We start from the raw sequence: 21778 nt of genomic DNA on the forward strand, positions 1-21778 counted from the left end.
CCCCGACCAGGAGTCCACATGGCCGTCACCAGGCGCACCTCGCGCGACATCCGCAGCGAGTCGCGGCTCGACGTGCTGCACGCGCTGCTGGCGGCGGGCGAGGCGAGCCGGGGCGAGCTGGCCGCCGAGACGGGCCTGAGCAACGCCACGGTCGCGACCGTGGTGAGCGACCTGCTCGAAGGCGGCATCGTCACCGAGGCCCGCCGCACCGGCGGGCGCATCGGGCGGCCGACGACCACGCTGCGGCTCAACGGCAGCCGCGGCCGCATCGTCGGCGTCGACGTCGCCGAGACGTACGTGCGGGCGACCGTGTTCGACTCGGCGCTCGACGAGCTCGCCTCCGCCGAGGTGGCGACCGACGAGCACCACGACGACCACGACTCCATCGCGGACGCCATCGTGGAGGCCCTCGACCGCGCTCTCTCGCGAAGCGCGGCCGAGGGCGCCCCGGCGGGCCGCGACGACGTGCTCGGCGTCGGCATCTCGCTCCCCGGCGGCATGCAGCGCCGCGCCGAGGTCGCCGTCGTGGTGCCGAACGCGCCGTGGCTCCACGTCGACCGCCTCCGCGAGCGCATCGGCCTGCCCATGGTCGTCGACAACCCGCTCAAGGCCATCGCCACCGCCGAACTCTGGTTCGGCGCCGGCCGCCGCCACAAGAGCATGATCACCGTCAACCTCGGCACCGGCGTGGGCGCCGGGATCGTCCTCGAAGGCACCATCCTGCGCGGCGCCCAGAACGGCGCGGGGGAGTGGGGCCACAGCCTCCTCGCCCTCGACGGCCGCACATGCCGCTGCGGGCGCATGGGCTGCGTCGAGGCCTATGTGGGCGCGGCGGGCATCCAGCAGACGCTCGCCGCGATCGCCCCCGAGCACCCGCTGTCGTCGGTGCCGATGCAGCGGGAGTTCATCGGGGCGCTCGCGGCCGCGCTCGAACCGCCCGCGCACCCGGCGCTGGCCGAGACGCTGGAGCTGACGGCCCGGTACCTCGGCTCGGCGATCGCGGACCTGTGCGCGATCGTCAACCCCGAGATGATCACCCTGACCGGGTGGACGGCGTGGGCGCTGGGCGACCACCTCGTCCCTGCCGTGCGCCGCCGCGTGCTCGAGGAGGCCCCCGGCGACTCCGCCGCCGACCTCGCCATCGAGGTGTCCACGGTGCGCGGCAACTCGGTCGCCACGGGCATCGCCACCATCGCGTTGGAGCGCTTCCTCGGCGACGTGGGCCTGGTGACCACCCGGGTGCCCACGGCCATCTGACCGTCGTTCCGGCGGCGCTGTCGCACCCGGATGCGACACTGCGGGCATGGAGAAGTACGACGTCAAGAAGGCCTACAAGCAGCTGTACTCGCCGCCGCGCAACGCGTTCGCGGTCGTGGAGGTGCCCGAGTTCCGGTACCTGGCGGTCGACGGCAAGGGCGACCCGAACACCGCCGACGCCTACGCGGACGCCGTCGCGGCCCTGTACGGGACGGCGTACACCCTCAAGTTCGCGAGCAAGAACACCCTCAAACGGGACTTCGTGGTCGCCCCCATGGAAGGGCTGTGGCGCGCCGACGATCCGGCCGTGTTCCTCACCCGCGACAAGGGCGCGTGGGAGTGGACCATGATGATCAGCCAGCCGGAGTGGATCACCGAGGAGATGGTCGTGGCCGCCGCGGGCGAGGCCGCCGCGAAGCACCCCAACCCGGCCTTCGACGGGCTGCGGTTCGTGGCCTTCACCGAGGGCCTGTCCGTCCAGACCCTGCACATCGGCTCCTACGACTCCGAGACGCCCGTGCTCGAGCGCCTGCACGAGCACTACCTGCCGTACAACAAGCTCGCCTTCAACGGCGACCACCACGAGATCTACCTCAGCGACGCCCGCCGCACCGCCCCCGCCAAGCTCAGGACCATCCTGCGCCAGCCGGTCAAGCGCGTGGAGTGAGCCGCCGGTCCGGGGGTACCCCCTGGCCATGAAGTCGCCGCTGGTCATGCCTGAGTCCTACTGGATCGCCTCCACCGAGGAGACGCACTACCCGGCCCTCGAAGACCCACTCGAAGTCGAGGTGGCGGTCGTCGGCGGCGGCATCACCGGCCTGTGCACGGCCTGGGAGCTCGCTCGCGCGGGCCGCTCGGTCGCCGTGATCGAGGCCGACCGGATCGTCTCGGGCACCACCGGCAACACCACCGCCAAGCTCAGCGCGCAGCACGGCAGCATCTACGCGCACCTGCGCGACGCGTTCGGGGCCGAGGCGGCCCGGCAGTACGCGGCCTCGCAGACGGGCGCGATCGGGCATGTGGCCGCCGTCGCCGAGGAGCTGGGGATCGACTGCGAGCTCGAGCGCGCGCCCTCGTTCGTCTTCACTGGTGCCGAGGACGGCGTCAAGCAACTGCGCAAGGAGGCCGAGGCCGCCCGGGACGCCGGCCTCGACGCCTCGTTCACGACCGAGACCGGCCTGCCGTTCGACGTCGCGGGCGCGGTCCGGGTCGAGGACCAGGCGCAGTTCCACCCGCGCCGCTTCCTGCTCGCGCTCGCCCAGGACCTGACCGCGCAGGGCGCGGCGGTCTTCGAGCGGTCGCGCGTGACCGGCCTCGAGACCAAGGTCGGCGTCCACGTCCTCGACGTCGCCGGCGGCGGCGAGGTCCGCTGCGACCAGGTCGTGATCGCCACCCAGTTCCCGGTGATCGACCGGGTCAAGCTCTTCGCGCGCCTCACGCCGCGCCGCGAGCTCGTCGTCGCCGCCCCGATCGCCGCGTCCGCCGACCCCGGCGGCATGTACCTCACCAACGACGACAACCTCCGCTCGGTGCGCACCGCGCCGTACGGCGAGGACCGGCGGCTCCTCATCGTCACCGGCGAGAAGTTCACGCCCGGCGACCCCGACACCGCCGGGCGGCTCGACCGCCTGAGCACCTGGACCACCGAGCACTTCGACATCGGCGGGATCGAATACCGCTGGGCCGCACAGGATTTCACGACTACCGACCGCGTGCCGTTCGTCGGCGCCCTGTCCGGCGAGGACGGCGTCTACGTCGCCTGCGGTTTCGGCGGCTGGGGGATGACCAACGGGGTCGCCGCCGCGCGGACCATCGCCGACACGATGGCGGGCTCGCCGCCGCCGTGGGCCGAGCTGTTCGGCCCGGGCCGGTTCCACCTCCTCAAGGAGGCCGGCCGCCTCGCCTCCTCGGGCGCCAAGGTCGTGGGCCACTTCCTCGGCGACCGCCTCCCGCACGCCGCCCCGTCCGACCCGGACGAGCTCGAGCCCGGCCAAGGCGCGGTCATGCGCCTTGACGGCGGGCTGCGGGCCGTCTACCGCGACGAGGACGGCGGCCTGCACGTCGTCTCGGCCACCTGCATGCATATGGGCTGCATCGTGGGCTTCAACGACGCCGAGCGCACCTGGGAGTGCCCGTGCCACGGCTCGCGGTACGCCACCAGCGGCGCCGTCCTGCAAGGCCCCACGACGAAGCCCTTGGAGCCGCACCCGCACCACTGAGCGGTGACCTGATTCATTTTGCCGTCGGCGCCCGAGCGGTATAGTTTCGGCAATTAGCGAAATGCCGAAAGGCGGTGGACGTGCTCGACGAGTGCAAGGCCCTCTCCAACGAGACGCGCCTGCGAATCCTCAACTGGCTCAAGGATCCCGAGGCCAACTTCCCGTGCGGCGACACCGCCGGGCTCGGCGTGTGCGCCGGGCTCATCCAGCAGAAGTCGGGCGCCTCGGCCTCCACGGTCTCGGCGCACCTCGCGATCCTCCAGCGCGCCGGGTTCCTCCAGGCCACCAAGCGCGGCCAGTGGATCTACTACCGCCGCGACGAGGAGCGCATCCGCGCGTTCACCGCAGACCTCCACAGCAGTCTCTAAGGAAGGCACCGAACATGGCCGTAGCCCTGTCGATCCTCGACCTGGCGCCGATCGCGCCGGGCCGGTCCGCGCGCGAGAGCCTCGCCGCGAGCGTCGAACTCGCCCGGGCCGCCGAACGCAGCGGCTACACGCGGGTTTGGTACGCCGAGCACCACAACATGCCGACCATCGCCTCCAGCGCCACGAGCGTCGTCATCGGGCACGTCGCCGAGCACACCGACACCATCCGCCTCGGCGCGGGCGGCATCATGCTGCCCAACCACTCCCCGCTCGTGATCGCCGAGCAGTTCGGCACCCTCGAGACCCTCTTCCCCGGCCGCATCGACCTCGGCCTCGGCCGCGCCCCGGGCACCGACCGCGAGACCATGCGCGCCATCCGCCGCGACGCGACCTCCGCCGACACGTTCCCGCAGGACGTGCTCGAACTCCAGGCCTACCTCAAGGGCGAGTCGCGCATCCCGGGCGTCCAGTCCGTGCCCGTCCCCGAAGGCGAGGTGCCCCTCTACCTCCTGGGCTCCTCGCTGTTCGGCGCGCAGCTCGCCGCCCGGCTCGGACTGCCGTACGCGTTCGCCTCGCACTTCGCGCCCGACGCCCTCTTCGAGGCCGTCGCCGCCTACCGCGAGGAGTTCCGCCCCTCCGAGCAGCTCGCCGCCCCGTACGTCATCGCCGGGGCGAACGTCTTCGCCGCCGAGAGCCGCGAGCAGGCCGAGGCCCAGCGCGAGACCGCCTACCGAAACCGCGCCCGCGCTTTCATCTCCCGCGGCGGCCCGGGCCGCGAGTACACCGACGCCGAGATCGACGCCTTCCTGCACTCCTCCGGCGGCCGCCAGCTCACCGCCATGACCAAGTACACCGCCACCGGCACCGCCGAGGACGTGCGCGCCTACCTCGAGGACTTCGCCGCGAAGGTCCGCGCCGACGAGCTCATCACCGCCCACTACGCCCAAGAGGTCCCCGACCGCATCCGCTCGGTCGAACTCACCGCGAAAGCCCTCATCCGCTGAACGCGGACGCCGGACCGCGCGGCCCCTGAACCGGCCGGACGGCGCCCGTCCGGCCGCGTCCGGCCCTCCGCTGCCCTAGGCTCCCGGTGAGGAGCCGACGACGGGAGAGCGGGATGGACGGGGCGGACCTGACGGCGCCGAGCGGCGCCGAGCCCGAGTACCGCTGGAGGCCCTCGCAGGCCGGGGAGGCGCGCCCGCTGGTGCTGCTGCTCGGAGCGACCGGGTACATCGGCGGCCGGCTCCTGCCGCGGCTCCTGAACGCCGGATACCGGGTGCGGGTGCTCACCAGGCGGCCGGAGCGGGCCCGCGGCCTCGCATCGGCCGACGTCGAGGTGACGGCCGGCGACGCCGCCGACCCGGCGGCGGTGCGGCGGGCCGCGGCGGGCGCGCGGTTCGTGTACCACCTCATCCACTCGATGACCGACCGGCGCGACTTCGAGCGGCGCGACCGGCTCATCGCCCGCAACGTCGCCCGCGCCGCCGCGGCCGCCGGCGTCGCACGCGTGGTCTACCTCGGCGGGCTCTCGCCGCAAACCGGGCTGCTCTCGGCGCACCTGGCGTCGCGGCGCGAGGTCGGCGAGATCCTGCAGCGGTCCGGGGTCCCGGTGCTGGTGCTCCAGGCCGGCGTCGTCATCGGATCGGGCTCGGCCTCCTTCGAGATGATCCGGCACCTGACCGAGGTGCTCCCGGTCATGACCGCCCCGCGCTGGGTCCGCAACCGGATCCAGCCCATCGCCATCCGCGACGTCCTCCACTACCTCCTCGCCGCACTGCGCACGGAGGGGCACGGGGCCTACGACATCGGCGGACCCGACGTGCTGCGGTACGACCAGATGATGAACGGCTACGCGCGCGTCGCCGGCCTGCCGCCCCGCCGCATCCTCGCCCTCCCGGTCCTCACCCCGCGCCTGGCCTCGCACTGGGTCGGGCTCGTGACGCCGGTGCCCCGCAACCTGGCGCGCCCGCTCGTCGAATCGCTCCAGCACGACTGCGTGATGCGCGACCACCGCATCGACGACCTCATCCCGCCACCGCCCGGCGGTCTCCTCCGCTACGACGACGCGCTGCGCCTCGCCCTCGGCCAGATCGAAGTCGACCGCGTCGAGACCAGCTGGGTCGACGCCACCGTGGCCCGCGCGCCGAGCGACCCCCTGCCGGGCGACCCCGAGTGGGCCGGCCGCGTGGTCTACACGGACGAACGCTCCGTCGACACCGCCGCGAGCCCCGAGGCGCTCTGGCGCGTGATCGCCGGCATCGGCGGGGAGAACGGCTGGTACTCCACGCCGCTCCTGTGGGCCGCCCGCGGCTGGGGCGACCGCGCCTTCGGCGGCGTGGGCCTCAAACGGGGACGCCGCAGCCGGTCCCAGGTGCGCGTCGGCGACAGCATCGACTTCTGGCGCGTCGAGGTGTGCCGACCCGGCCGCCTCCTGCGACTGCGGGCCGAGATGCGCCTCCCCGGCCTCGCCTGGCTCGACCTCGCCTGCGAGCCCGGCGCGGTCACCCGCTACCGCCAGCGCGCCGTGTTCTTCCCGCGCGGCCTCACCGGACGCCTCTACTGGTTCGCGGTGCTGCCCTTCCACGGACTCGTGTTCTCCGGCATGGCCCGCCGCATCGTCGCCATCGCCGAGACGGAGGACCGAGCATGGACCCGGCCGAGGGGCACCGGCCGGTGGCGCGGCCCGAAGCCGCCCACCAGCACCTGAGATACCTTGCAGCGCACTGGATGCCGACCGACATCTGCGCAGCGTTCCAAGGTGGGTGCTACAGGGATCGAACCTGTGACCACCTTGCTGTAAGCAAGAACCCGTGTCCGGCAGTGTCCGATTTCGCAAGCATTCCCGCAGCTAGAAGCCATTTCAGGACGGTGGTTGTCGGTAGTTGCTGGCTGCTATTGGCTGTTGTTGTCCGCTGCTTTCGGCTCTGGAAACGGCTCTTGGTGCCAAGTCGCTCCAGGCCCGGAACCGCGTCATGACGACGGGATGGCACGATAGCTCCATGTCCGACCTTCGAAAGGCCAATGCCGCGTAGACGGCCAAGCGCCTTGCGCGCTGAACAGGCTACTGCCCGCCCCCGCGGGTGCGTCCTACCAGTCCGGATTCACGGGATCTCAGCCCGGACCGCCAACGCCATTCACCTGGTGGAGGTCTCCAGCAGGGCCTACTACCTCTTTCCTGGCGTGACTAAGAGAGCGTTGCGGCGCTACCGTGCGTTCGTCTCCCCGCCAGGCAGGCGTACACGCTACCCGAAACCTGCCGAATGTTCGTGCCGCGGTTGCTCACTCGACGATGTACGCCACGCGCGTGATGTCCTCGAATCAGTTCTTGTACAGCTTCAAGGGCGTGAGCGTTCAGAGCTGGGCCTGCAGGTTGCACGACTCGATTCCCAGTATCTTGCTCGTACACTGCCCGATCCGTTCGCAACGCATTACGACAGCGACCGACCATGCCCATGGTGGAGACGTCGTCTCTCCTTGGGGCTCGAGGGAGGCCAGACTTGGTGAACCGTGATCGAATGCTTTTCCATGCCGGGTCTCATCGGACTCGGCACCTTGCCGCAGCCGACGCTTGCGGCGGATAGTAGTCCTATCCGCGCCTGCGGTGGTGCCGCCGACCGCCACGATCTCGACCACACGGGACCCGGACGCCGTTCATTCGGCCGCAACTGGAACGGAGCCGGAGTCTAGCGCGATGAGGACGGACATTGGTTCGAGGTGCACGACGCTCCCCATGATCCCTCTGTCGCTGCCTTGGCGCCCCTGCGCCTCACCTGGCTCGAGTCGTGCCCGTGCCGGCCATTCTTCATCTCGTCTGCCTCGCTGGCGCCGCGGCCTGAGGAACGGCCGGAGGCCGCACGCCCCGGGCGAGCGGCGCGCGCCAGGCGCGCGCAGCGCGCCCTTGACAAGGCCTTCGGGAAGGGATTCGTCGATGCGAGTTGAGCAGGCGATCGGCTCTTGATCTGGCTCTTCTCGGCCCTCGGCGGATGCTCCGCCGGGGGCCTTCGTGCTGGTGGGTGCTACAGGGATCGAACCTGTGACCACCTCGTTGTAAGCGAGGTGCTCTACCGCTGAGCTAAGCACCCGGAGGGCGCGCGGAAGCGCGCCGAGCCTGAGAAAGGGTACCTGAACGGGGACTTGGGCGCGAGTGCCGGGTGGCCAAGGCGTTCCGCATCGTGGGCGCGGGACGAGGCGTGCGGCACAGACCGGAATTCAATGGAAGCTTCAACTGTTGGGGAGTTCGTGGAAAAACTTCGCGTGGACATCTGGTCCGACATCGCCTGCCCGTGGTGCTACGTGGGCAAGGCCCGGTTCGACAAGGCCGTGCAGCAGCTCGAGGGGAAGGTCGACGTCGAGGTCCGGCACCGGTCCTTCGAACTCGACCCGCACCGCGAGCCGGGCGACACCGCCCCGGTCGTCGACATGCTCGTCAAGAAGTACGGCATGAGCCGCGCCCAGGCGCAGGCCGGCGAGTTCCGCCTCGGCGACCTCGCCAAGGCCGAAGGCCTGGAGTACCAGACCGAGGGCCGCGACCACGGCAACACCTTCGACCTCCACCGGATCCTCCACCTCGCCTCCGAGCGGGGCCTGGAGGCCCAGGCGTGGCAGGCGTTCTACGTCGCGAACTTCGCCGACGAGGCCTCGATCTTCGACCGCCAGCGCGTGATCGACGTGGCCGTCGGGGCCGGGCTCGACAAGGACGAGGTCGTCGCCGTGCTCGACGACCCCGACGCCTACCGCGAGGCCGTGCGCGCCGACGAGGCCGAGGCCGCCGCGCTCGGCGCCACCGGCGTCCCCTACTTCGTCGTCGACGAGAAGTACGGCGTCTCCGGCGCCCAGCCCACCGAGCTGTTCGCCGAGGTCCTCGAGAAGGCCTGGGGCGAGAAACGACCCGCGATCACCACGATCTCCGGGGCCGAGGACGCCGAGGCGTGCGGCCCGGACGGCTGCGCGATCTAGGACCGGCTCAGGCGTAACTGGCGAAACCTTCACGTACGGGCACCTACGGGAATATCCTGAGGCGAATTCCGCTCGATCGAGGAGGCGATAGCCATGCCGATGGACCGCGAGACGCAACTCAGGCTGGTGAAACTGCGCGACGACACCGGCGTGCTCTCGCTCTACGTCAACGCCGACCCCCGGCAGGAAGGGTCCACGCCGCCCTGGAAGACCCGGCTCGACCAGGGCCTGAAGCAACTGCTCGAATCCGTCGACAACGGCACCCGCTCCGGGCTCGGCCGCCGACTCGAGGAGATGAAGCTCGACCTCGAGCAGCTCGTCCGCCCCGGCGCGCCCGGGATCGGCCGCGCGCTGTTCGTCGGCCTCGCCAGCGGCCAGACCTACCGCGTCGAGATGCAGACGCCGCTGACCGACCGGGTCGCCCTCGCGCCCCGCTCCCACATCGCCCCGATGTTCGGGGCCTGGGCCGAGGGCTCCCCCACCGGCATCGCCGTCGTCGACGGCAAGGGGATGCGCCTGCTCGACAGCCGCTTCGGCAAGTGCGAGGAGGTCTCGGGGCTCCACTTCGAGCTCGACACCGCCGAATGGCGGGTCATGAAGGGCCCCAGCGCCACTCGCAGCGCCTGGGGCGGGCGCGACGGCATCAGCGCGAACAACCAGCACGACCTGTTCGACTACCGCATCGCCGAGCACCTCCAGAAGTTCCTCGCCGCCGCGCACTCCACCCTGGAGGAGCACGTGGCGACATTCGGCTGGGAGCTGCTGGTCATCTCCGGCGAGCCCGAACTCGTCGAGGCGTCCACCAAGTCCCTGCACAACGGGTTCAAGGCCCAGGTCGTGCCCTCCCAGCTGGTGCTGAGCCAGTCCACGCCCGCGCAGGTCCAGCAGGCCCTCGCGCCCGAGATCGCGGCGGCGCGGGCGGCCCGGGACGCCCAGTTGGTCGCCGATTTCAACGAGTCCCCGCGCAAGACGGTCGCCGGCTCCGAAGCCGTGATCGACGCGCTCCAGGGCGCCCGGGTGGACCGGCTCGTCATGGAACGGGACTCGGTGTGGAGCGGCCGCCGCATCCCCGACGGTACGGTCCTGGCCGACTCGATCGCACCGGGGGAGCCCGAGGTCGCCGCGGCGATCGCGGACGCCCAGCTCGGCGAGGCGATGATCGAGATGGCGCTGGCGTCCGACGCGAGGGTGTCGATCCTCAGCGACGGCGTCCGGCTCGACGAGACGGCGGGCGGGGTCGGCGCGTTCCTGCGCTGGTGACGACCACTTGAGCCGACAAGTTAGGTTATGCTAACCTTTCTTCGGCAGTACGAACCAGGGCCGCGGGTCGCTCACCTCCCGCGGCCCTGAGCCGTGTCCGGGGATATTTTTTTGGCAGTCACTGCCATTTGGCAGTGACTGCCGATATGCTGTCACCATGGACCCCGATTCCGGCGCGGCGCCGAACCTCCAGGCGCGCAAGAAACTCGCGGCGATGCACCGCATCCAGGCGGCCGCCCTGGACCTCTTCGAGGCGCACGGGTTCGACCAGGTGGCCATCGAAGCGGTCGCCGCTGCCGCCGACGCCTCGCCCCGCACCGTGTACCGCTACTTCGGCACCAAGGAGATGCTGGTCATCTGGGACGAGGCGGACGAGCATCCGTCGAGCCCGCTCACCCCTTACTTCGGCGACGGGGACCCGATCGGGGCGCTCCGCGCGATCTTCGCGGCCGGGTTCGCGGCGATGGGGGAGGACGACCTCGACCTCATCCGGCGGCGGCTGGCGCTGGTGTACACCACTCCGGCGATCGAGGCCGCGTTCATCCTCCACTCCTACGAGAAGTCCCGCGCCATCGCCGCGGCCGTCGCTTCGGCGCGGGGGGACCGGTCCGAGACCGAGATCTTCGTGCACGCCTTCGTCGGCGCCACCATCGGCGCGATGCGGCACTGGTGCCTCTCGGGGTTCGACGGCCCGCCCTTCCCGCACCTCGACCAGGCGCTGCGCCTGCTCGAGCACGGCTTCGCCCACGGCACTCCCTGAACGTTCCCGTCTGCTGAATCACACTGGGGCCGAAGGGCTTCCCTTGGTTCGCCGCTCCGGCTACAGTGAATTCATCAGGTGATGAATTAATCGTCTCGATCCACACCCCCATCGAAGGAGTACGGCATGTCAACGCAAGCCGAAGTCATCGTCGTCGGAGCCGGACCCACCGGTCTGCTGCTCGCGGGCGACCTCGCCGAATCCGGCGTCGACGTCATCGTCCTCGAAGGACGCGGCGAGAAGATCTCGAACCTCTCCCGGGCCTTCGGCGTCCACGCCAGGACCATGGAGGAGCTCGACGCCCGCGGCCTCGCCGATGCGCTCCTCGCCTACGGCGGCGCGAAGCTCCCGGGCATCCGCCTGTTCAACCGGGTCACCCTCAACCTCTCCGACCTCGAGACCCGCTTCCCCTACCTCCTCATGACCCCGCAGTACACCGTGGAGGAGGTCCTGCGCAAGCGGGCGCTGGAGGCCGGGGCCTCGATCCTGTACGACCACAAGGTGACCGGGCTCGACCAGTCCGCCGAAGGCGTCACCGTCCGCACCGACGCCGGCGACTACACCGCCCGCTACGCCGTGGGCGCGGACGGCGTGAAGTCCGCCGTCCGCGAGGCCATCGGCATGCCCTACCCCGGCGAGGCGGTCCTGCAGTCGATCATGCTCGCGGACGTCAAGCTCGCCGAGCCGCCCGCCGAGAGCCCCGCCATCCACGGCATCAACGGCGCCTTCTGCTTCATCGCCTCCTTCGGCGACGACTACTGGCGCATCTTCGCCTGGAACTCCGCCGAGCAGAAGAACGACGACGACCCCATCGACCTCGATGAGATCAAGAAGGCCACCCGCCTCGTCTTCGGCTCCGACTTCGGCATGCACGACCCGCGCTGGATCTCGCGGTTCCACTCCGACGAGCGCCAGGTCCCCTCGTACCGCGACGGCAACGTCTTCCTCGCCGGCGACGCCGCCCACTGCCACTCCCCGGCCGGCGGCCAGGGCATGAACACCGGCCTCCAGGACGCCGCGAACCTCTCCTGGAAGCTCGCCGCCGTCCTCAGAGGAGCCGACGCGGCCCTGCTCGACACCTACCACTCCGAGCGCCACCCCGTGGGCAAGGCCGTGCTCCGCTCCAGCGGCACCATGATCCGCCTCGCCGCCGAGCGCTCGAAGGTCAAGGCCGCCATCGGCGGACTCGCGTTCGGCGCGGCCATGCACATCAAGCCCATCGAGGCCAAGGCGATGGGCGTCATCTCCGGCGTCGGGTTCCACTACGCGCACGAGAAGGGCGAGGACCAGCTCGTCGGCCACCGCGCCAACGACATCGCCCTCGCCGACGGCACCCGCCTCTACGAGGCCCTGCGCGGCGGCAAGTTCGTGGTCCTCGACAGCGCCGAGTCCTACGCGGCCGGCGTCGTCGCCGACGCCCGCTCGGCCGCCCCGGACGGCGAAGCCAAGGTCATCCGGCCCGACGGGTACATCGGCTGGGCGGGCGAGGACGACCCGACCGCCATCCGCGCCTACCTCGAATCGCACGCCGGAAAGAGCTGACACCGAACACCACCGCGACGGCGGCGGGCCACCGGCCCGCCGCCGTCGCCGCGCCCGCCGCTTGAGGACGGTCGGGGGCGGCGGGACGAGCCGGGCGTTCCACATGGGGCCGAGGGGCATTCACCGCGTGTTCACCGGTTGAGGGTGTTCGGAAGGCGGCATTTGTCGTTGACTTGCCTTCCACCCGGTTTCATCCTGAGATATAGAGGTTCCATGACCACCATCCTCAGTAGACGGAATGTCCTCGGTGCGGGCCTCGCGGTCGGCGCCGCCGCCGTCGCCTCCGGCGCCCTCGCCACCGCCGCCGAAGCCCAGGAGTCCTTCGGCGCCACCCTCATCGGCCCCGCCCGGGGCGACCAGCTCCACCTCATGACCTTCAACCTCCGGTACGAGGGCGGCGACCCCTCGCCCCGCACCTGGGACGAGCGCCGCCCGCTCGTCAAGACCGTCCTGTGGCGCGAGCGCCCCACCGTCCTGTTCACACAGGAGGGTCTCTACGGCCAGAACCAGGACATCCTCGAGGACCTCAAGGACCACGACTGGATCCACCTCGGCCGCCTCGGCGGCTCCAAGAGCGAGGCCACCGCCGTCTTCTGGGACCGCCGCCGCCTCAAGGCCCTCGAGTACGACCACCTGTGGCTCTCGGACACCCCGCTGCTCATCGGCTCCAAGAACTGGGGCAACAACGTCGTCCGCATGCTCACCTGGGTCCGCTTCCTCGACCTGCGCACCGGCCGGGAGTTCTACGCGGTCAACAACCACTTCGACCACGAGTCCGAGCCCGCCCGCCAGCAGGGCGCGCAGATGAACCTCGACGTCATCGCCCCCTGGGTCGAGGCCGGCGTCCCGGTGGTCTGCGCGGGCGACTTCAACCAGGTCCCCGACACCCCGACCTACACGATCCTCACCGACGGCGGACTCGTCGACACCATGCTCGCCGCCGAGGAGCAGGTGACACCGGTGTACGGCACCTGGAACGGCTGGAACCCCGTCCCCAGCGAGGAGGAGCGGCGCATCGACTGGATCCTCACCACCCCCGACGTGCGGATGCTCAAGGCGGGCGTGAACACCTACACCAAGGACGGGCGCACGCCCTCCGACCACTGGGCGGCGCAGGCGCTCATCGAGCTCCCCTAAACGGTCGGCGGGGCGGCGGCGGCGCGGATATTTTGAGGACATGAACGACGCGCTGATCGCCGCCCCGCCGGGCCACCCGCTCCTGGGTCCCGTCGAGCCGCCGCTGCTGCACGTCATGACCTACAACCTCAAGTCCGCCTCCGGCCGCGCCCCGCACTCCTGGTGGCGCCGCCGCCCTCTCGTGAAGGCCGTCCTCGAGAACGAGCTCCCCTCCGTCATCTGCACCCAGGAAGGCCGCTTCCGCCAGCTCCTGGAACTGCGCGACGACCTCGACGGCTACGACTGGGTCCACCTCGGCCGCGGCGGGGGGTCCCGCAGCGAGGCCACCGCGATCCTCTGGGACGCCGCCCGACTCTCCCCGCTCGAATACGACCACCTCTGGCTCTCCAAGCACCCCAACGTGATCGGCTCGCGCAACTGGGGCAGCGGCACCATCCGCATGCTCACCTGGGTCCACTTGGAGGACCGTGTGACCGGCCGCCGCTTCTACGTGGTCGACAACCACTTCGACCACCGCTCCGAGAAGGCCCGCCGCAAAGGCGCGGGCATCCTCCTGCGCACCGTCGAACGCTTCCTCGACCCGGTGATCGTCGCGGGGGACTTCAACTGCGGCCCCGACTCCGCGACCTACCGCGCCCTCACCGGCGGCGGCCTCGAGGACACCTGGGAGACCGCGGCCGAGCGCGCGACGCCCGACTGGGCCACGTACAACCGCTGGCGGCCCGAACCGGTCGAAGGCCCGACCCGCATGGACTGGATCCTGGCCCGGCCGAGCGAGGACTGCGGCGTCGAGGTCCACCGGGTCGGGGTGAACGCCTACACCGAAGGCGGCCTGACCCCCTCCGACCACTGGCCGGTCCAGGCAGTGCTCAGACTCGCGCCCCGGCGCGAGCCGCGGCGGGCCTCGCGCCCAGGTACTCCCGGATCTCGCTGACCGCCGCCCGCCCGGCCCGGTTCGCCCCCACGGTGCTGGCCGAGGGGCCGTAGCCGACCAGGTGCACGCGCGGATCGGCCGCGACCCTGGTGCCGTCCATGACGATCCCGCCGCCGGGACCGCGCAGCCTCAACGGCGCGAGGTGGTCGAGCGCCGCCCGGAACCCGGTCGCCCACAAGATCGTGTCGACCGGCACGAACCGGCCGTCGTCCCAGCGCAGGCCCTCAGGCGTGATCGCGTCGAACATCGGCGAGCGGGCGAGCACGCCCGACTCGCGCGCGGCCCGGATCGCGGGCGTCAGCGGCACCCCCGTGACGCTGATGACCGACCGCGGCCGCAGCCCGCGCCGCACCCGCTCCTCGACCATCGCGACCGCCTCGCGGCCCCGGTCCGGATTGAAATCCCCTGAGCGCCAGCGCGGTTCGCGCCGGGTGAACCAATGCGCGGACGCGGCGAGCGGGGCGATCTCCATCAGGTGCTGGATCGCCGAGATCCCGCCGCCGACGACGGCGACGCGCCGGCCCTCGAACTCCCACGGCCCCCGGTACTGCGCGGTGTGCAGCTGCCGCCCGGCGAAGGTCTCCTGCCCGGCGTAGCGGGGCCAGAACGGGCGCTCCCAGGTGCCGGTGGCGTTGACGAGCGCCCGGGTGATCCAGGTGCCCTGGTCGGTGACGACCTCCAGCCGCTTGTCGGGAAGCGAGCGCACCGAGGCGACGGAGACGGGCCGGCGGACCCGCAGATCGAACTCGCGCTCGTAGTCGGCGAAGTACTGCGCGATCACACCGGAGACGGGGGTGGACGGGTCGGGCTCGGGCACGTCCATGCCCGGCAGCCGGTACACCCCGTTCACGGTCTCGAAAGTCAGTGTGGGCCAGCGGAACTGCCACGCGCCGCCCGCGTGCGGGGCATGGTCGAGCACGACGAACCCGGTCTCGGGCTCGAAGTGCCGCCGCAGGAAGTAGGCGGCGGAGAGGCCGGCCTGGCCGGCCCCGATCACGACTACCTCGACTTCGCGCTGCACCTCTAGTGGAACGGTTCCGGCACGGGCGGGATTCCGCCGCGTGAGCCCCTTCACGCCTCCGGCGCCGGGAATACCTCCCTCATCGTGAACGCCTCCGGGCTCGGCCCCTTCTCCCGCAGGACGGTGAGCCGCTTCTCGGCGTCCTGCACCGTGGGCCGCTCGCCCGCGGGCACCCACCACAGCGCGGTGACCGCCTCCTTGAGGTGCTCGAACCACTCGCGGCGGCGCTGGAGGAACGGCCGGTGCGCGGGGCCGTACACGTACTCGCGGAACGCCTCGGGGCCGGTCCACACGGACATGTTGACGATGAGCCATTCGTCGCCCCAGAACCGGAACCCGGTGGAGCCGTCGCCCTCGCCGTCCACGAGCCGCCACACGAAGCCCTCGGCGGCGTCCGCGGCGGCGTTGACCTCCGCGAGGCCGTCCATGAAGTCCTTCATCACCGGCGAGTCGAGGGGCGCGCGCATCCGCCCGATGTTCACTTGCGCCAGTTCGTATTCCGCACTCATATCAGGAAGCCTGCCAGCGCGCCCTGCCATACGTCAACGTCCGCAGCGGATTCAAGTCACACTGCAGCCGACTGGATCTCCCCGGCGGTGCTTAATCCGCCAGTTTGCTCAAGTGAGTGGCGATCGCAGTGACATAGCGCTTGTAAAGGCCCGCCGCTGTCGGAATCGCCTCGGCGAAGAGACGTCGATCCACTGCGACGTAGTCGTGGATGAGGATATTCCGTAGACCCGCGCTCGGTGCCAACTCGGCGGCCAGGTCGGCCGGCACCGCGCCGATCTCGGCTACCTTCGGGAAGGTTTCGCGATAGGACTTCGGGATGATGCTGCCGGTTTGCGCGATCAGATGGTTATTGATCGCCACCGCCAGTTCGACAAGCTGAGTGAAGACTCGCTCCGTTGCGAGGCGCACGGTGATGTCGCTTTCGAGGCGTTCGAGCGTGACCGGCCCGATCGAGTCAAGGGCCTCCAGCATCTCTCGCATCAGCACGAGTCGCTCATGGACGATGTCGGGGTTCACTGCCATTGAGTGAGCTGCCTCCGCTGGAGTTCGCGGACCCATTCGGTGTCCATGCGCGCGTTGATCGCAGCCATCTGCTCCCTTGCGAAGTCGCCGTTACGGCGTTCGAAGAGGACTTCGCCGTATGCCAGGGCCTGTTCGCGCGCGATAGGCGCGGCCTGGTCAAGGTTCATAACGTCGATGGCGCTGGTGCCGACAGCCTGCGTGAGGGTGTCTATGAATCCGAGGAAGTCCGCGCTCCTCCCGCGGCGCAACCGGAAGGCGAGGTCGAGATCATGGGCGGGTCGGCCGGTCTTGCGCACCGCGCTGCCGAATCCGACGAGCAGATCCACACCGAACTCGTCGCACAGCGACTGCAGGCGGCCGCTTCGGGCCATCCCCTTCAACCGCCGAAAGGCGCGACGCTGCTCGTCCATCGCCGAAACTATACCGTTCCGTCCTGCTACCGGGCCTCGGGATTTCTGCCGCACCGCTGGGCAGGCGTCTGCGCGGCCATGGGGAAAGGGGCGGGCCGCTCGGCCCGCCCCTCTCATTCGCTCGTGGCGGTTACTCCGCCAGCAGTCCGCGCAGGACGTACTGGAGGATGCCGCCGTTGCGGTAGTACTCGGCCTCGCCCGGGGTGTCCAGGCGGACCACGGCCTCGAAGGTCGTGACAGTGCCGTCGGGGCTCTCGGCGGTCACGGTGACCGTGGCCGGGATGCCGTCGTTGATCGCGGTGACGCCCGCGATCGAGACGGTCTCCTCGCCGGTCAGGCCGAGGCTCTGGTGCGACTCGCCCTCGGGGAACTGGAGCGGCAGGACGCCCATGCCGATGAGGTTCGAGCGGTGGATGCGCTCGTACGACTCGGCGATGACGGCCTTGACGCCCAGCAGGCGGGTGCCCTTCGCGGCCCAGTCGCGGCTGGAGCCGGTGCCGTACTCCTTGCCGGCGAAGACGACCAGCGGGGTGCCCGCGGCGGCGTAGTTCTGGCAGGCGTCGTAGATGGTCGCGACCGGGCCGCCGGCCTGGGTGAAGTCGCGGGTCCAGCCGCCCTCGGTGCCCGGCGCGAGCTGGTTGCGCAGGCGGATGTTCGCGAAGGTGCCGCGGACCATGACCTCGTGGTTGCCGCGGCGCGAGCCGTAGGAGTTGAAGTCCTTCGGGCTGACGCCCTGGGCCTTCAGGTACTCGCCGGCGGGCGAGTCGGCCTTGATGGAGCCGGCGGGGGAGATGTGGTCGGTCGTCACCGAGTCCCCGAGCTTCGCCATGACGCGGGCGCCCGTGATGTCCTCGACGGGGGCCGGGGTGGCCGGCATGCCGTCGAAGTAGGGGGCCTTGCGCACGTAGGTCGAGGCGTCGTCCCACTCGAAGGTGTTGCCGGTCGGGATCGGCAGGGACTGCCAGGTCTCGTCGCCGTCGAAGACGGAGGCGTACTCCTTGAGGAACATGTCGCGGCCGATGTTGCCGTCGACGACCTCGCGGATGTCCTCGGCCGAGGGCCAGATGTCGCGCAGGTAGACGTCCTGGCCGTCCTTGCCTTTGCCGATCGGGTCCGAGGTCAGGTTGAGGTCCATCGAGCCGGCGAGCGCGTACGCGACGACCAGCGGCGGGGACGCCAGGTAGTTCATCTTGATGTCGGGGTTGATGCGGCCCTCGAAGTTGCGGTTGCCCGAGAGGACCGCCGCGACGGCGAGGTCGCCGGCCTGGACCGCGGCCGAGGTCTCCTCGGGGAGCGGGCCGGAGTTGCCGATGCAGGTGGTGCAGCCGTAGCCGACCAGGTTGAACCCGAGCTTGTCGAGGTATGGGGAGAGCCCGGCGCGGGTGAGGTAGCCCGTGACGACCTGCGAGCCCGGCGCGAGGGAGGTCTTGACCCACGGCTTGGAGAGCAGGCCCGCCTCGACGGCGTTCTTGGCGAGGAGGCCCGCACCGACCATGACGTACGGGTTGGAGGTGTTGGTGCACGAGGTGATCGCGGCGATCACGACGGCGCCGTGGTCGAGCTCGAACTCGCCGGCCTCGGTCTTGACGGTCTGCGGGTTGTGCGGGCGGTCCCCGTTGGGGGACTGGGCGGGCGCGTCCGAGCCCGGGAAGGACTCGACGCCGGCCTCGTCGGTGACGTAGTTGGCCACGTCGCGGCGCCACTGGTGCCCGGCCTGGTCGAGCTGGATGCGGTCCTGCGGGCGCTTGGGGCCGGCGATGGAGGGCACGACGGTGGAGAGGTCGAGCTCCAGGTACTCGGAGTACTGGGCCTCCTTGGCCGGGTCGTGCCACATGCCCTGGGCCTTGGCGTAGGCCTCGACGAGGGCGATCTGCTCCTCGCTGCGGCCGGTGAGGCGCAGGTAGTCGACGGTGCGCTCGTCGATCGGGAAGATGCCGCAGGTGGAGCCGAACTCCGGGGCCATGTTGCCGAGGGTGGAGCGGTCGGCGACGGGCACGGAGGCGACGCCTTCGCCGTAGAACTCGACGAACTTGCCGACGACGCCGTGGTCGCGCAGCATCTCGGTGATGGTGAGGACCAGGTCGGTGGCGGTGGTGCCGGCCGGGAGGTCCCCGGAGAGCTTGAAGCCGACGACGCGCGGGATGAGCATGGAGATCGGCTGGCCGAGCATCGCGGCCTCGGCCTCGATGCCGCCGACGCCCCAGCCGAGGACGCCGATGCCGTTCTCCATGGTGGTGTGCGAGTCGGTGCCGACGCAGGTGTCGGGGTAGGCGACGCCGTCGCGGGTCATGACGACGCGGGCCAGGTGCTCGATGTTGACCTGGTGGACGATGCCGGTGCCGGGCGGGACGACCTTGAACTCGTCGAACGCGGTCTGGCCCCAGCGCAGGAACTGGTAGCGCTCGCGGTTGCGCTCGTACTCGCGCTCCACGTTGCGCTGGAAGGAGTCCGGGTGGCCGAAGAAGTCGACGATCACGGAGTGGTCGATGACCATCTCGGCGGGCGCGAGGGGGTTGATCTTGGACGGGTCGCCGCCGAGGTCGCGCACGGCCTCGCGCATGGTGGCGAGGTCGACGACGCAGGGGACGCCGGTGAAGTCCTGCATGATCACGCGGGCGGGCGTGAACTGGATCTCGGTGTTGGGCTTGGCGTTGGGGTCCCAGGAGCCGAGCGCCCGGATGTGGTCGGCGGTGATGTCCGCGCCGTCCTCGTTGCGCAGCAGGTTCTCGAGGAGGACCTTGAGGCTGTAGGGGAGGCGGTCGTGGCCTTCCACCTTGTCGATGCGGAAGATGTCGTAGTCGTTTTCGCCGACCCGCAGCGTCTCGCGGGCGCCGAAGGAGTCCGTGCTCACCATGAGAGCTCCTTGGTTTCAGAACTGAAGATCGGTCTCAGTCTGCCGCACCCTCAAGGCCAGGGAACCGAGGTCGCAGAGAGTGGACCGCTCCTAAACAGTACGTCCGTCTTATTTAACGGTTCCAACTGTATCACCCGGTGCGTGGCGAGGGGTCCTTAGCCGAGCCTAAACCGGTGCCGCGACACGGTTCCACGGCATCGGCTCACGGCAGGGCCAGGGCGTGATGCCTTGCGGCGCTTGGGATTTCGAAGAGGTCCGCGACCGGGCCGCACTGCGGGGTTTGAAGGCCGGCGGCGGTTCGCGGTTGGTGTGCGGTGATGCTCGCCGCCGCCGGCCCGGTGCGGTGGATATAAGTCTTAATTCGGACTATACGCGCCGTGCCCGCCAGGTCTTCACCGACCCGGTGATTCACGTCGCCACCAGGCCTTACACCGCCAAGCGAGGTCCGGCCTGGCGCTGCTCGCCGAGCCAGGACTCGACGTCGTCGGCCGCGCGCGGGAGCCCGGCCGAGAGGTTCTCGCACCCCTCGGCGGTGACCCGCACGTCGTCCTCGATGCGGATGCCGACCCCGCGCAGCTCCTCGGGGACCAGCTCGTCGTTGGCCTGGAAGTACAGGCCCGGCTCCACGGTGAGCACGTAGTCCTCCTGCACCGCGCCCCGGTAGTAGTGCTCGGGGCGGGAGTTCGCGCAGTCGTGCACGTCGAGGCCGAGCATGTGGCCGAAGCCGTGCAGGGTCCAGCGCCGGTAGATGAGCGAGTCCTTGTCCAGGGCCTCGTCGACCGAGCCCGGCAGGACCCCGAGTCCCTTGAGGCCCTCGGCCAGGACCCGCATGCAGGTCTGGTGGATCTCCTGGAACTCGGTGCCGGGCTTGATGACGTCCATGCCCGCCTGCTGCGAGGCGTGCACGATGTCGTACACCTCGCGCTGCAGCGGCGTGAACGCGCCGCTCACCGGCAGCGTCCGGGTGACGTCCGCGGTGTAGAGGTGGTTGTTCTCCACGCCCATGTCCATGAGGATCAGCTCGCCCGGGGTGGTGCGCCCGTCGTTGGTGATCCAGTGCAGCGTCGTGGCGTGCGAGCCCGCGCCCACGATCGAGTCGTAGCCGAGGCCGTTGCCCTCGAGGCGCGAACGCAGGCCGAACACGCCCTCCAGCGTCCGCTCGGGGATCGAGCCGTTCGAGGGCAGGATGCGCGCCACGTCCTCGAAGCCGCGCACCGTGATGTCGATGGCGTCCTGCAGCTGCTCGAGCTCCCACGCGTCCTTGACCAGGCGCAGCTCCGAGAGCACCGCGGCGAGTTCGCCGTCGCGGGTCAGCTGCGGGCGCCCGTCGGCGTCCTTGCCCGGCTCCTCGGCCGCGTACAGCGCGTCCACGCCCGCGTCGAAGCCGCGCAGCACGCGCACCTTGCCGCGCTCGACGCCCTGCAACTCGCTCTCGAGCCGCTCCACGTCGCGGACCTCGACGCCCAGCTCGATGCTCGTCTCCTGGAGGGACCGCTTGCGGCCGATCCACAGCTCGCCGTATTTCGCGGAGCGGAAGAACTCGTCGGAGTCGGTGCCCTTGCGCGGGCGGCGGTACAGCACCGCGTCGTGGCCCGCCGTGCCGTTGGGGTGCAGGACGAGCACGCCCTCGGGGTCGAGGTCGCCGGTGAGCCACGCGAAGTCCGAGCCCGCGCGGAAGCGGAAGAAGGTGTCGTTCGAGCGGGTCTTCTCGGCGCCCGTGGGGACCACGACGGTCTCGCCCGGGAAGGCCGCGGAGACCGCCTCGCGGCGGCGGGCCGTGTAGGCCGCCTGCGCCGTCTCGGCCACGTCGAGTTCCGACGCGCCCCAACCCGTTCGCATGAAGTTCAGGAACTTCTCGGGGAACTTGGGGTCGTGGGGCCGCTCGCCGGACTTCTTCTCAGCCATGACAGGTCCTTCCCAACCGTGCTGCTGCGCCGATGATCGGTTCGCAAGCTTCGCCGAATGTGAGGTGGATGTGCCTCAACACGACCGTACTACTGCGGTGAGACCCCGACGGCGGCTAGTAGC

Annotated in this window: 18 protein-coding genes and 1 tRNA gene; 12 read left to right on the forward strand and 7 right to left on the reverse strand. The window is 70.5% G+C overall.

Features of this window, described 5'->3' with window-relative positions; genetic code table 11:
• Nucleotides 1-18: 18 nt before the first annotated feature.
• From AB0K52_RS07655 to AB0K52_RS07680, 6 genes are all read left to right on the forward strand, one after another.
• Nucleotides 19-1257: an ROK family transcriptional regulator gene (locus AB0K52_RS07655; protein ID WP_363527644.1), complete on the forward strand. Its 1239-nt coding sequence runs from the start codon at nt 19-21 to the stop codon at nt 1255-1257.
• A gap of 46 nt (nt 1258-1303) precedes the next feature.
• On the forward strand, nt 1304-1924 hold the full coding sequence (locus AB0K52_RS07660) for a GyrI-like domain-containing protein (protein ID WP_363527647.1): 621 nt from the start codon (nt 1304-1306) through the stop codon (nt 1922-1924).
• Between the two features lie 28 nt (nt 1925-1952).
• Nucleotides 1953-3476, forward strand: a complete 1524-nt coding sequence (locus AB0K52_RS07665; protein WP_363527650.1) for an FAD-dependent oxidoreductase — start codon at nt 1953-1955, stop codon at nt 3474-3476.
• 74 nt (nt 3477-3550) lie between these two features.
• Nucleotides 3551-3844, forward strand: coding sequence for a metalloregulator ArsR/SmtB family transcription factor (locus AB0K52_RS07670; RefSeq protein WP_363527653.1), 294 nt, complete (start codon nt 3551-3553; stop codon nt 3842-3844).
• Between the two features lie 14 nt (nt 3845-3858).
• Nucleotides 3859-4848 carry an LLM class flavin-dependent oxidoreductase gene (locus AB0K52_RS07675; RefSeq protein WP_363527656.1) on the forward strand — a complete coding sequence of 330 codons (990 nt, stop codon included), beginning with the start codon at nt 3859-3861 and terminating at the stop codon, nt 4846-4848.
• A gap of 113 nt (nt 4849-4961) precedes the next feature.
• Entirely contained in the window at nt 4962-6551 is a 1590-nt protein-coding gene (locus tag AB0K52_RS07680; protein WP_363527659.1) for an SDR family oxidoreductase, read from the forward strand.
• 1300 nt (nt 6552-7851) lie between these two features.
• On the opposite strand, the gene AB0K52_RS07685 is transcribed toward AB0K52_RS07680, so the two are convergent.
• Nucleotides 7852-7926 (reverse strand) — tRNA-Val (locus AB0K52_RS07685).
• Nucleotides 7927-8056: 130 nt separating this feature from the next.
• On the opposite strand from AB0K52_RS07685, the gene AB0K52_RS07690 reads away from it, so the two are divergent.
• The 6 genes from AB0K52_RS07690 (at nt 8057) to AB0K52_RS07715 (ending at nt 14433) form a co-directional block, all read left to right on the forward strand.
• Nucleotides 8057-8800, forward strand: coding sequence for a DsbA family oxidoreductase (locus tag AB0K52_RS07690; protein WP_363527662.1), 744 nt, complete (start codon nt 8057-8059; stop codon nt 8798-8800).
• 93 nt (nt 8801-8893) lie between these two features.
• A complete protein-coding gene (locus AB0K52_RS07695; protein ID WP_363527665.1) occupies nt 8894-10060 on the forward strand; it encodes a VLRF1 family aeRF1-type release factor in 1167 nt (388 codons plus the stop codon).
• A 157-nt stretch (nt 10061-10217) separates the two neighbouring features.
• Complete coding sequence (locus AB0K52_RS07700; protein ID WP_363527668.1) at nt 10218-10820, forward strand: TetR family transcriptional regulator; 603 nt, start codon at nt 10218-10220, stop codon at nt 10818-10820.
• A gap of 126 nt (nt 10821-10946) precedes the next feature.
• A complete protein-coding gene (locus AB0K52_RS07705; protein ID WP_363527671.1) occupies nt 10947-12362 on the forward strand; it encodes an FAD-dependent monooxygenase in 1416 nt (471 codons plus the stop codon).
• Nucleotides 12363-12575: 213 nt separating this feature from the next.
• The gene (locus tag AB0K52_RS07710; RefSeq protein ID WP_363527674.1) at nt 12576-13499 is read left to right on the forward strand and encodes an endonuclease/exonuclease/phosphatase family protein; all 924 of its coding nucleotides are present in this window, start codon (nt 12576-12578) and stop codon (nt 13497-13499) included.
• Between the two features lie 40 nt (nt 13500-13539).
• Complete coding sequence (locus AB0K52_RS07715; RefSeq protein ID WP_363527677.1) at nt 13540-14433, forward strand: endonuclease/exonuclease/phosphatase family protein; 894 nt, start codon at nt 13540-13542, stop codon at nt 14431-14433.
• Here the strand turns inward: AB0K52_RS07715 and AB0K52_RS07720 are convergent.
• From AB0K52_RS07720 to AB0K52_RS07745, 6 genes are all read right to left on the reverse strand, one after another.
• Nucleotides 14369-15454 (reverse strand): NAD(P)-binding domain-containing protein, encoded by a 1086-nt coding sequence (locus tag AB0K52_RS07720; protein ID WP_363527680.1) that lies wholly within the window; start codon nt 15452-15454, stop codon nt 14369-14371. The two genes, AB0K52_RS07715 and AB0K52_RS07720, sit on opposite strands and share 65 nt — an antisense overlap.
• A 50-nt stretch (nt 15455-15504) precedes the next feature.
• Nucleotides 15505-15963 carry a DUF3291 domain-containing protein gene (locus AB0K52_RS07725; protein WP_363527683.1) on the reverse strand — a complete coding sequence of 153 codons (459 nt, stop codon included), beginning with the start codon at nt 15961-15963 and terminating at the stop codon, nt 15505-15507.
• Between the two features lie 91 nt (nt 15964-16054).
• Nucleotides 16055-16480, reverse strand: a complete 426-nt coding sequence (locus tag AB0K52_RS07730) for a HepT-like ribonuclease domain-containing protein (RefSeq protein ID WP_363527685.1) — start codon at nt 16478-16480, stop codon at nt 16055-16057.
• Nucleotides 16477-16896 (reverse strand): nucleotidyltransferase domain-containing protein, encoded by a 420-nt coding sequence (locus tag AB0K52_RS07735; protein WP_363527688.1) that lies wholly within the window; start codon nt 16894-16896, stop codon nt 16477-16479. Before AB0K52_RS07735 ends, AB0K52_RS07730 begins: the two co-directional genes overlap by 4 nt.
• 130 nt (nt 16897-17026) lie before the next feature.
• On the reverse strand, nt 17027-19747 hold the full coding sequence (gene acnA, locus AB0K52_RS07740) for an aconitate hydratase AcnA (protein ID WP_363528394.1): 2721 nt from the start codon (nt 19745-19747) through the stop codon (nt 17027-17029).
• Nucleotides 19748-20176: 429 nt separating this feature from the next.
• The gene (locus tag AB0K52_RS07745) at nt 20177-21655 is read right to left on the reverse strand and encodes an aminopeptidase P family protein (protein WP_363527691.1); all 1479 of its coding nucleotides are present in this window, start codon (nt 21653-21655) and stop codon (nt 20177-20179) included.
• Nucleotides 21656-21778 lie beyond the last annotated feature (123 nt).

The sequence above is a fragment of the Glycomyces sp. NPDC049804 genome (assembly GCF_040674615.1).
GTDB classification, from domain to species: Bacteria; Actinomycetota; Actinomycetes; order Mycobacteriales; family Micromonosporaceae; genus Glycomyces; species Glycomyces niveus.

Excerpts from the sequence above, each read along its gene's own strand:
- AB0K52_RS07655 (WP_363527644.1), top strand. The coding sequence starts at position 19 with ATGGCCGTCACCAGGCGCACCTCGCGCGACATCCGCAGCGAGTCGCGG.
- AB0K52_RS07660 (WP_363527647.1), top strand. The coding sequence starts at position 1,304 with ATGGAGAAGTACGACGTCAAGAAGGCCTACAAGCAGCTGTACTCGCCG.
- AB0K52_RS07665 (WP_363527650.1), top strand. The coding sequence starts at position 1,953 with ATGAAGTCGCCGCTGGTCATGCCTGAGTCCTACTGGATCGCCTCCACC.
- AB0K52_RS07675 (WP_363527656.1), top strand. The coding sequence starts at position 3,859 with ATGGCCGTAGCCCTGTCGATCCTCGACCTGGCGCCGATCGCGCCGGGC.
- AB0K52_RS07680 (WP_363527659.1), top strand. The coding sequence starts at position 4,962 with ATGGACGGGGCGGACCTGACGGCGCCGAGCGGCGCCGAGCCCGAGTAC.
- AB0K52_RS07690 (WP_363527662.1), top strand. The coding sequence starts at position 8,057 with ATGGAAGCTTCAACTGTTGGGGAGTTCGTGGAAAAACTTCGCGTGGAC.
- AB0K52_RS07695 (WP_363527665.1), top strand. The coding sequence starts at position 8,894 with ATGCCGATGGACCGCGAGACGCAACTCAGGCTGGTGAAACTGCGCGAC.
- AB0K52_RS07700 (WP_363527668.1), top strand. The coding sequence starts at position 10,218 with ATGGACCCCGATTCCGGCGCGGCGCCGAACCTCCAGGCGCGCAAGAAA.
- AB0K52_RS07705 (WP_363527671.1), top strand. The coding sequence starts at position 10,947 with ATGTCAACGCAAGCCGAAGTCATCGTCGTCGGAGCCGGACCCACCGGT.
- AB0K52_RS07710 (WP_363527674.1), top strand. The coding sequence starts at position 12,576 with ATGACCACCATCCTCAGTAGACGGAATGTCCTCGGTGCGGGCCTCGCG.
- AB0K52_RS07715 (WP_363527677.1), top strand. The coding sequence starts at position 13,540 with ATGAACGACGCGCTGATCGCCGCCCCGCCGGGCCACCCGCTCCTGGGT.
- AB0K52_RS07725 (WP_363527683.1), bottom strand. The coding sequence starts at position 15,963 with ATGAGTGCGGAATACGAACTGGCGCAAGTGAACATCGGGCGGATGCGC.
- AB0K52_RS07735 (WP_363527688.1), bottom strand. The coding sequence starts at position 16,896 with ATGGACGAGCAGCGTCGCGCCTTTCGGCGGTTGAAGGGGATGGCCCGA.
- AB0K52_RS07745 (WP_363527691.1), bottom strand. The coding sequence starts at position 21,655 with ATGGCTGAGAAGAAGTCCGGCGAGCGGCCCCACGACCCCAAGTTCCCC.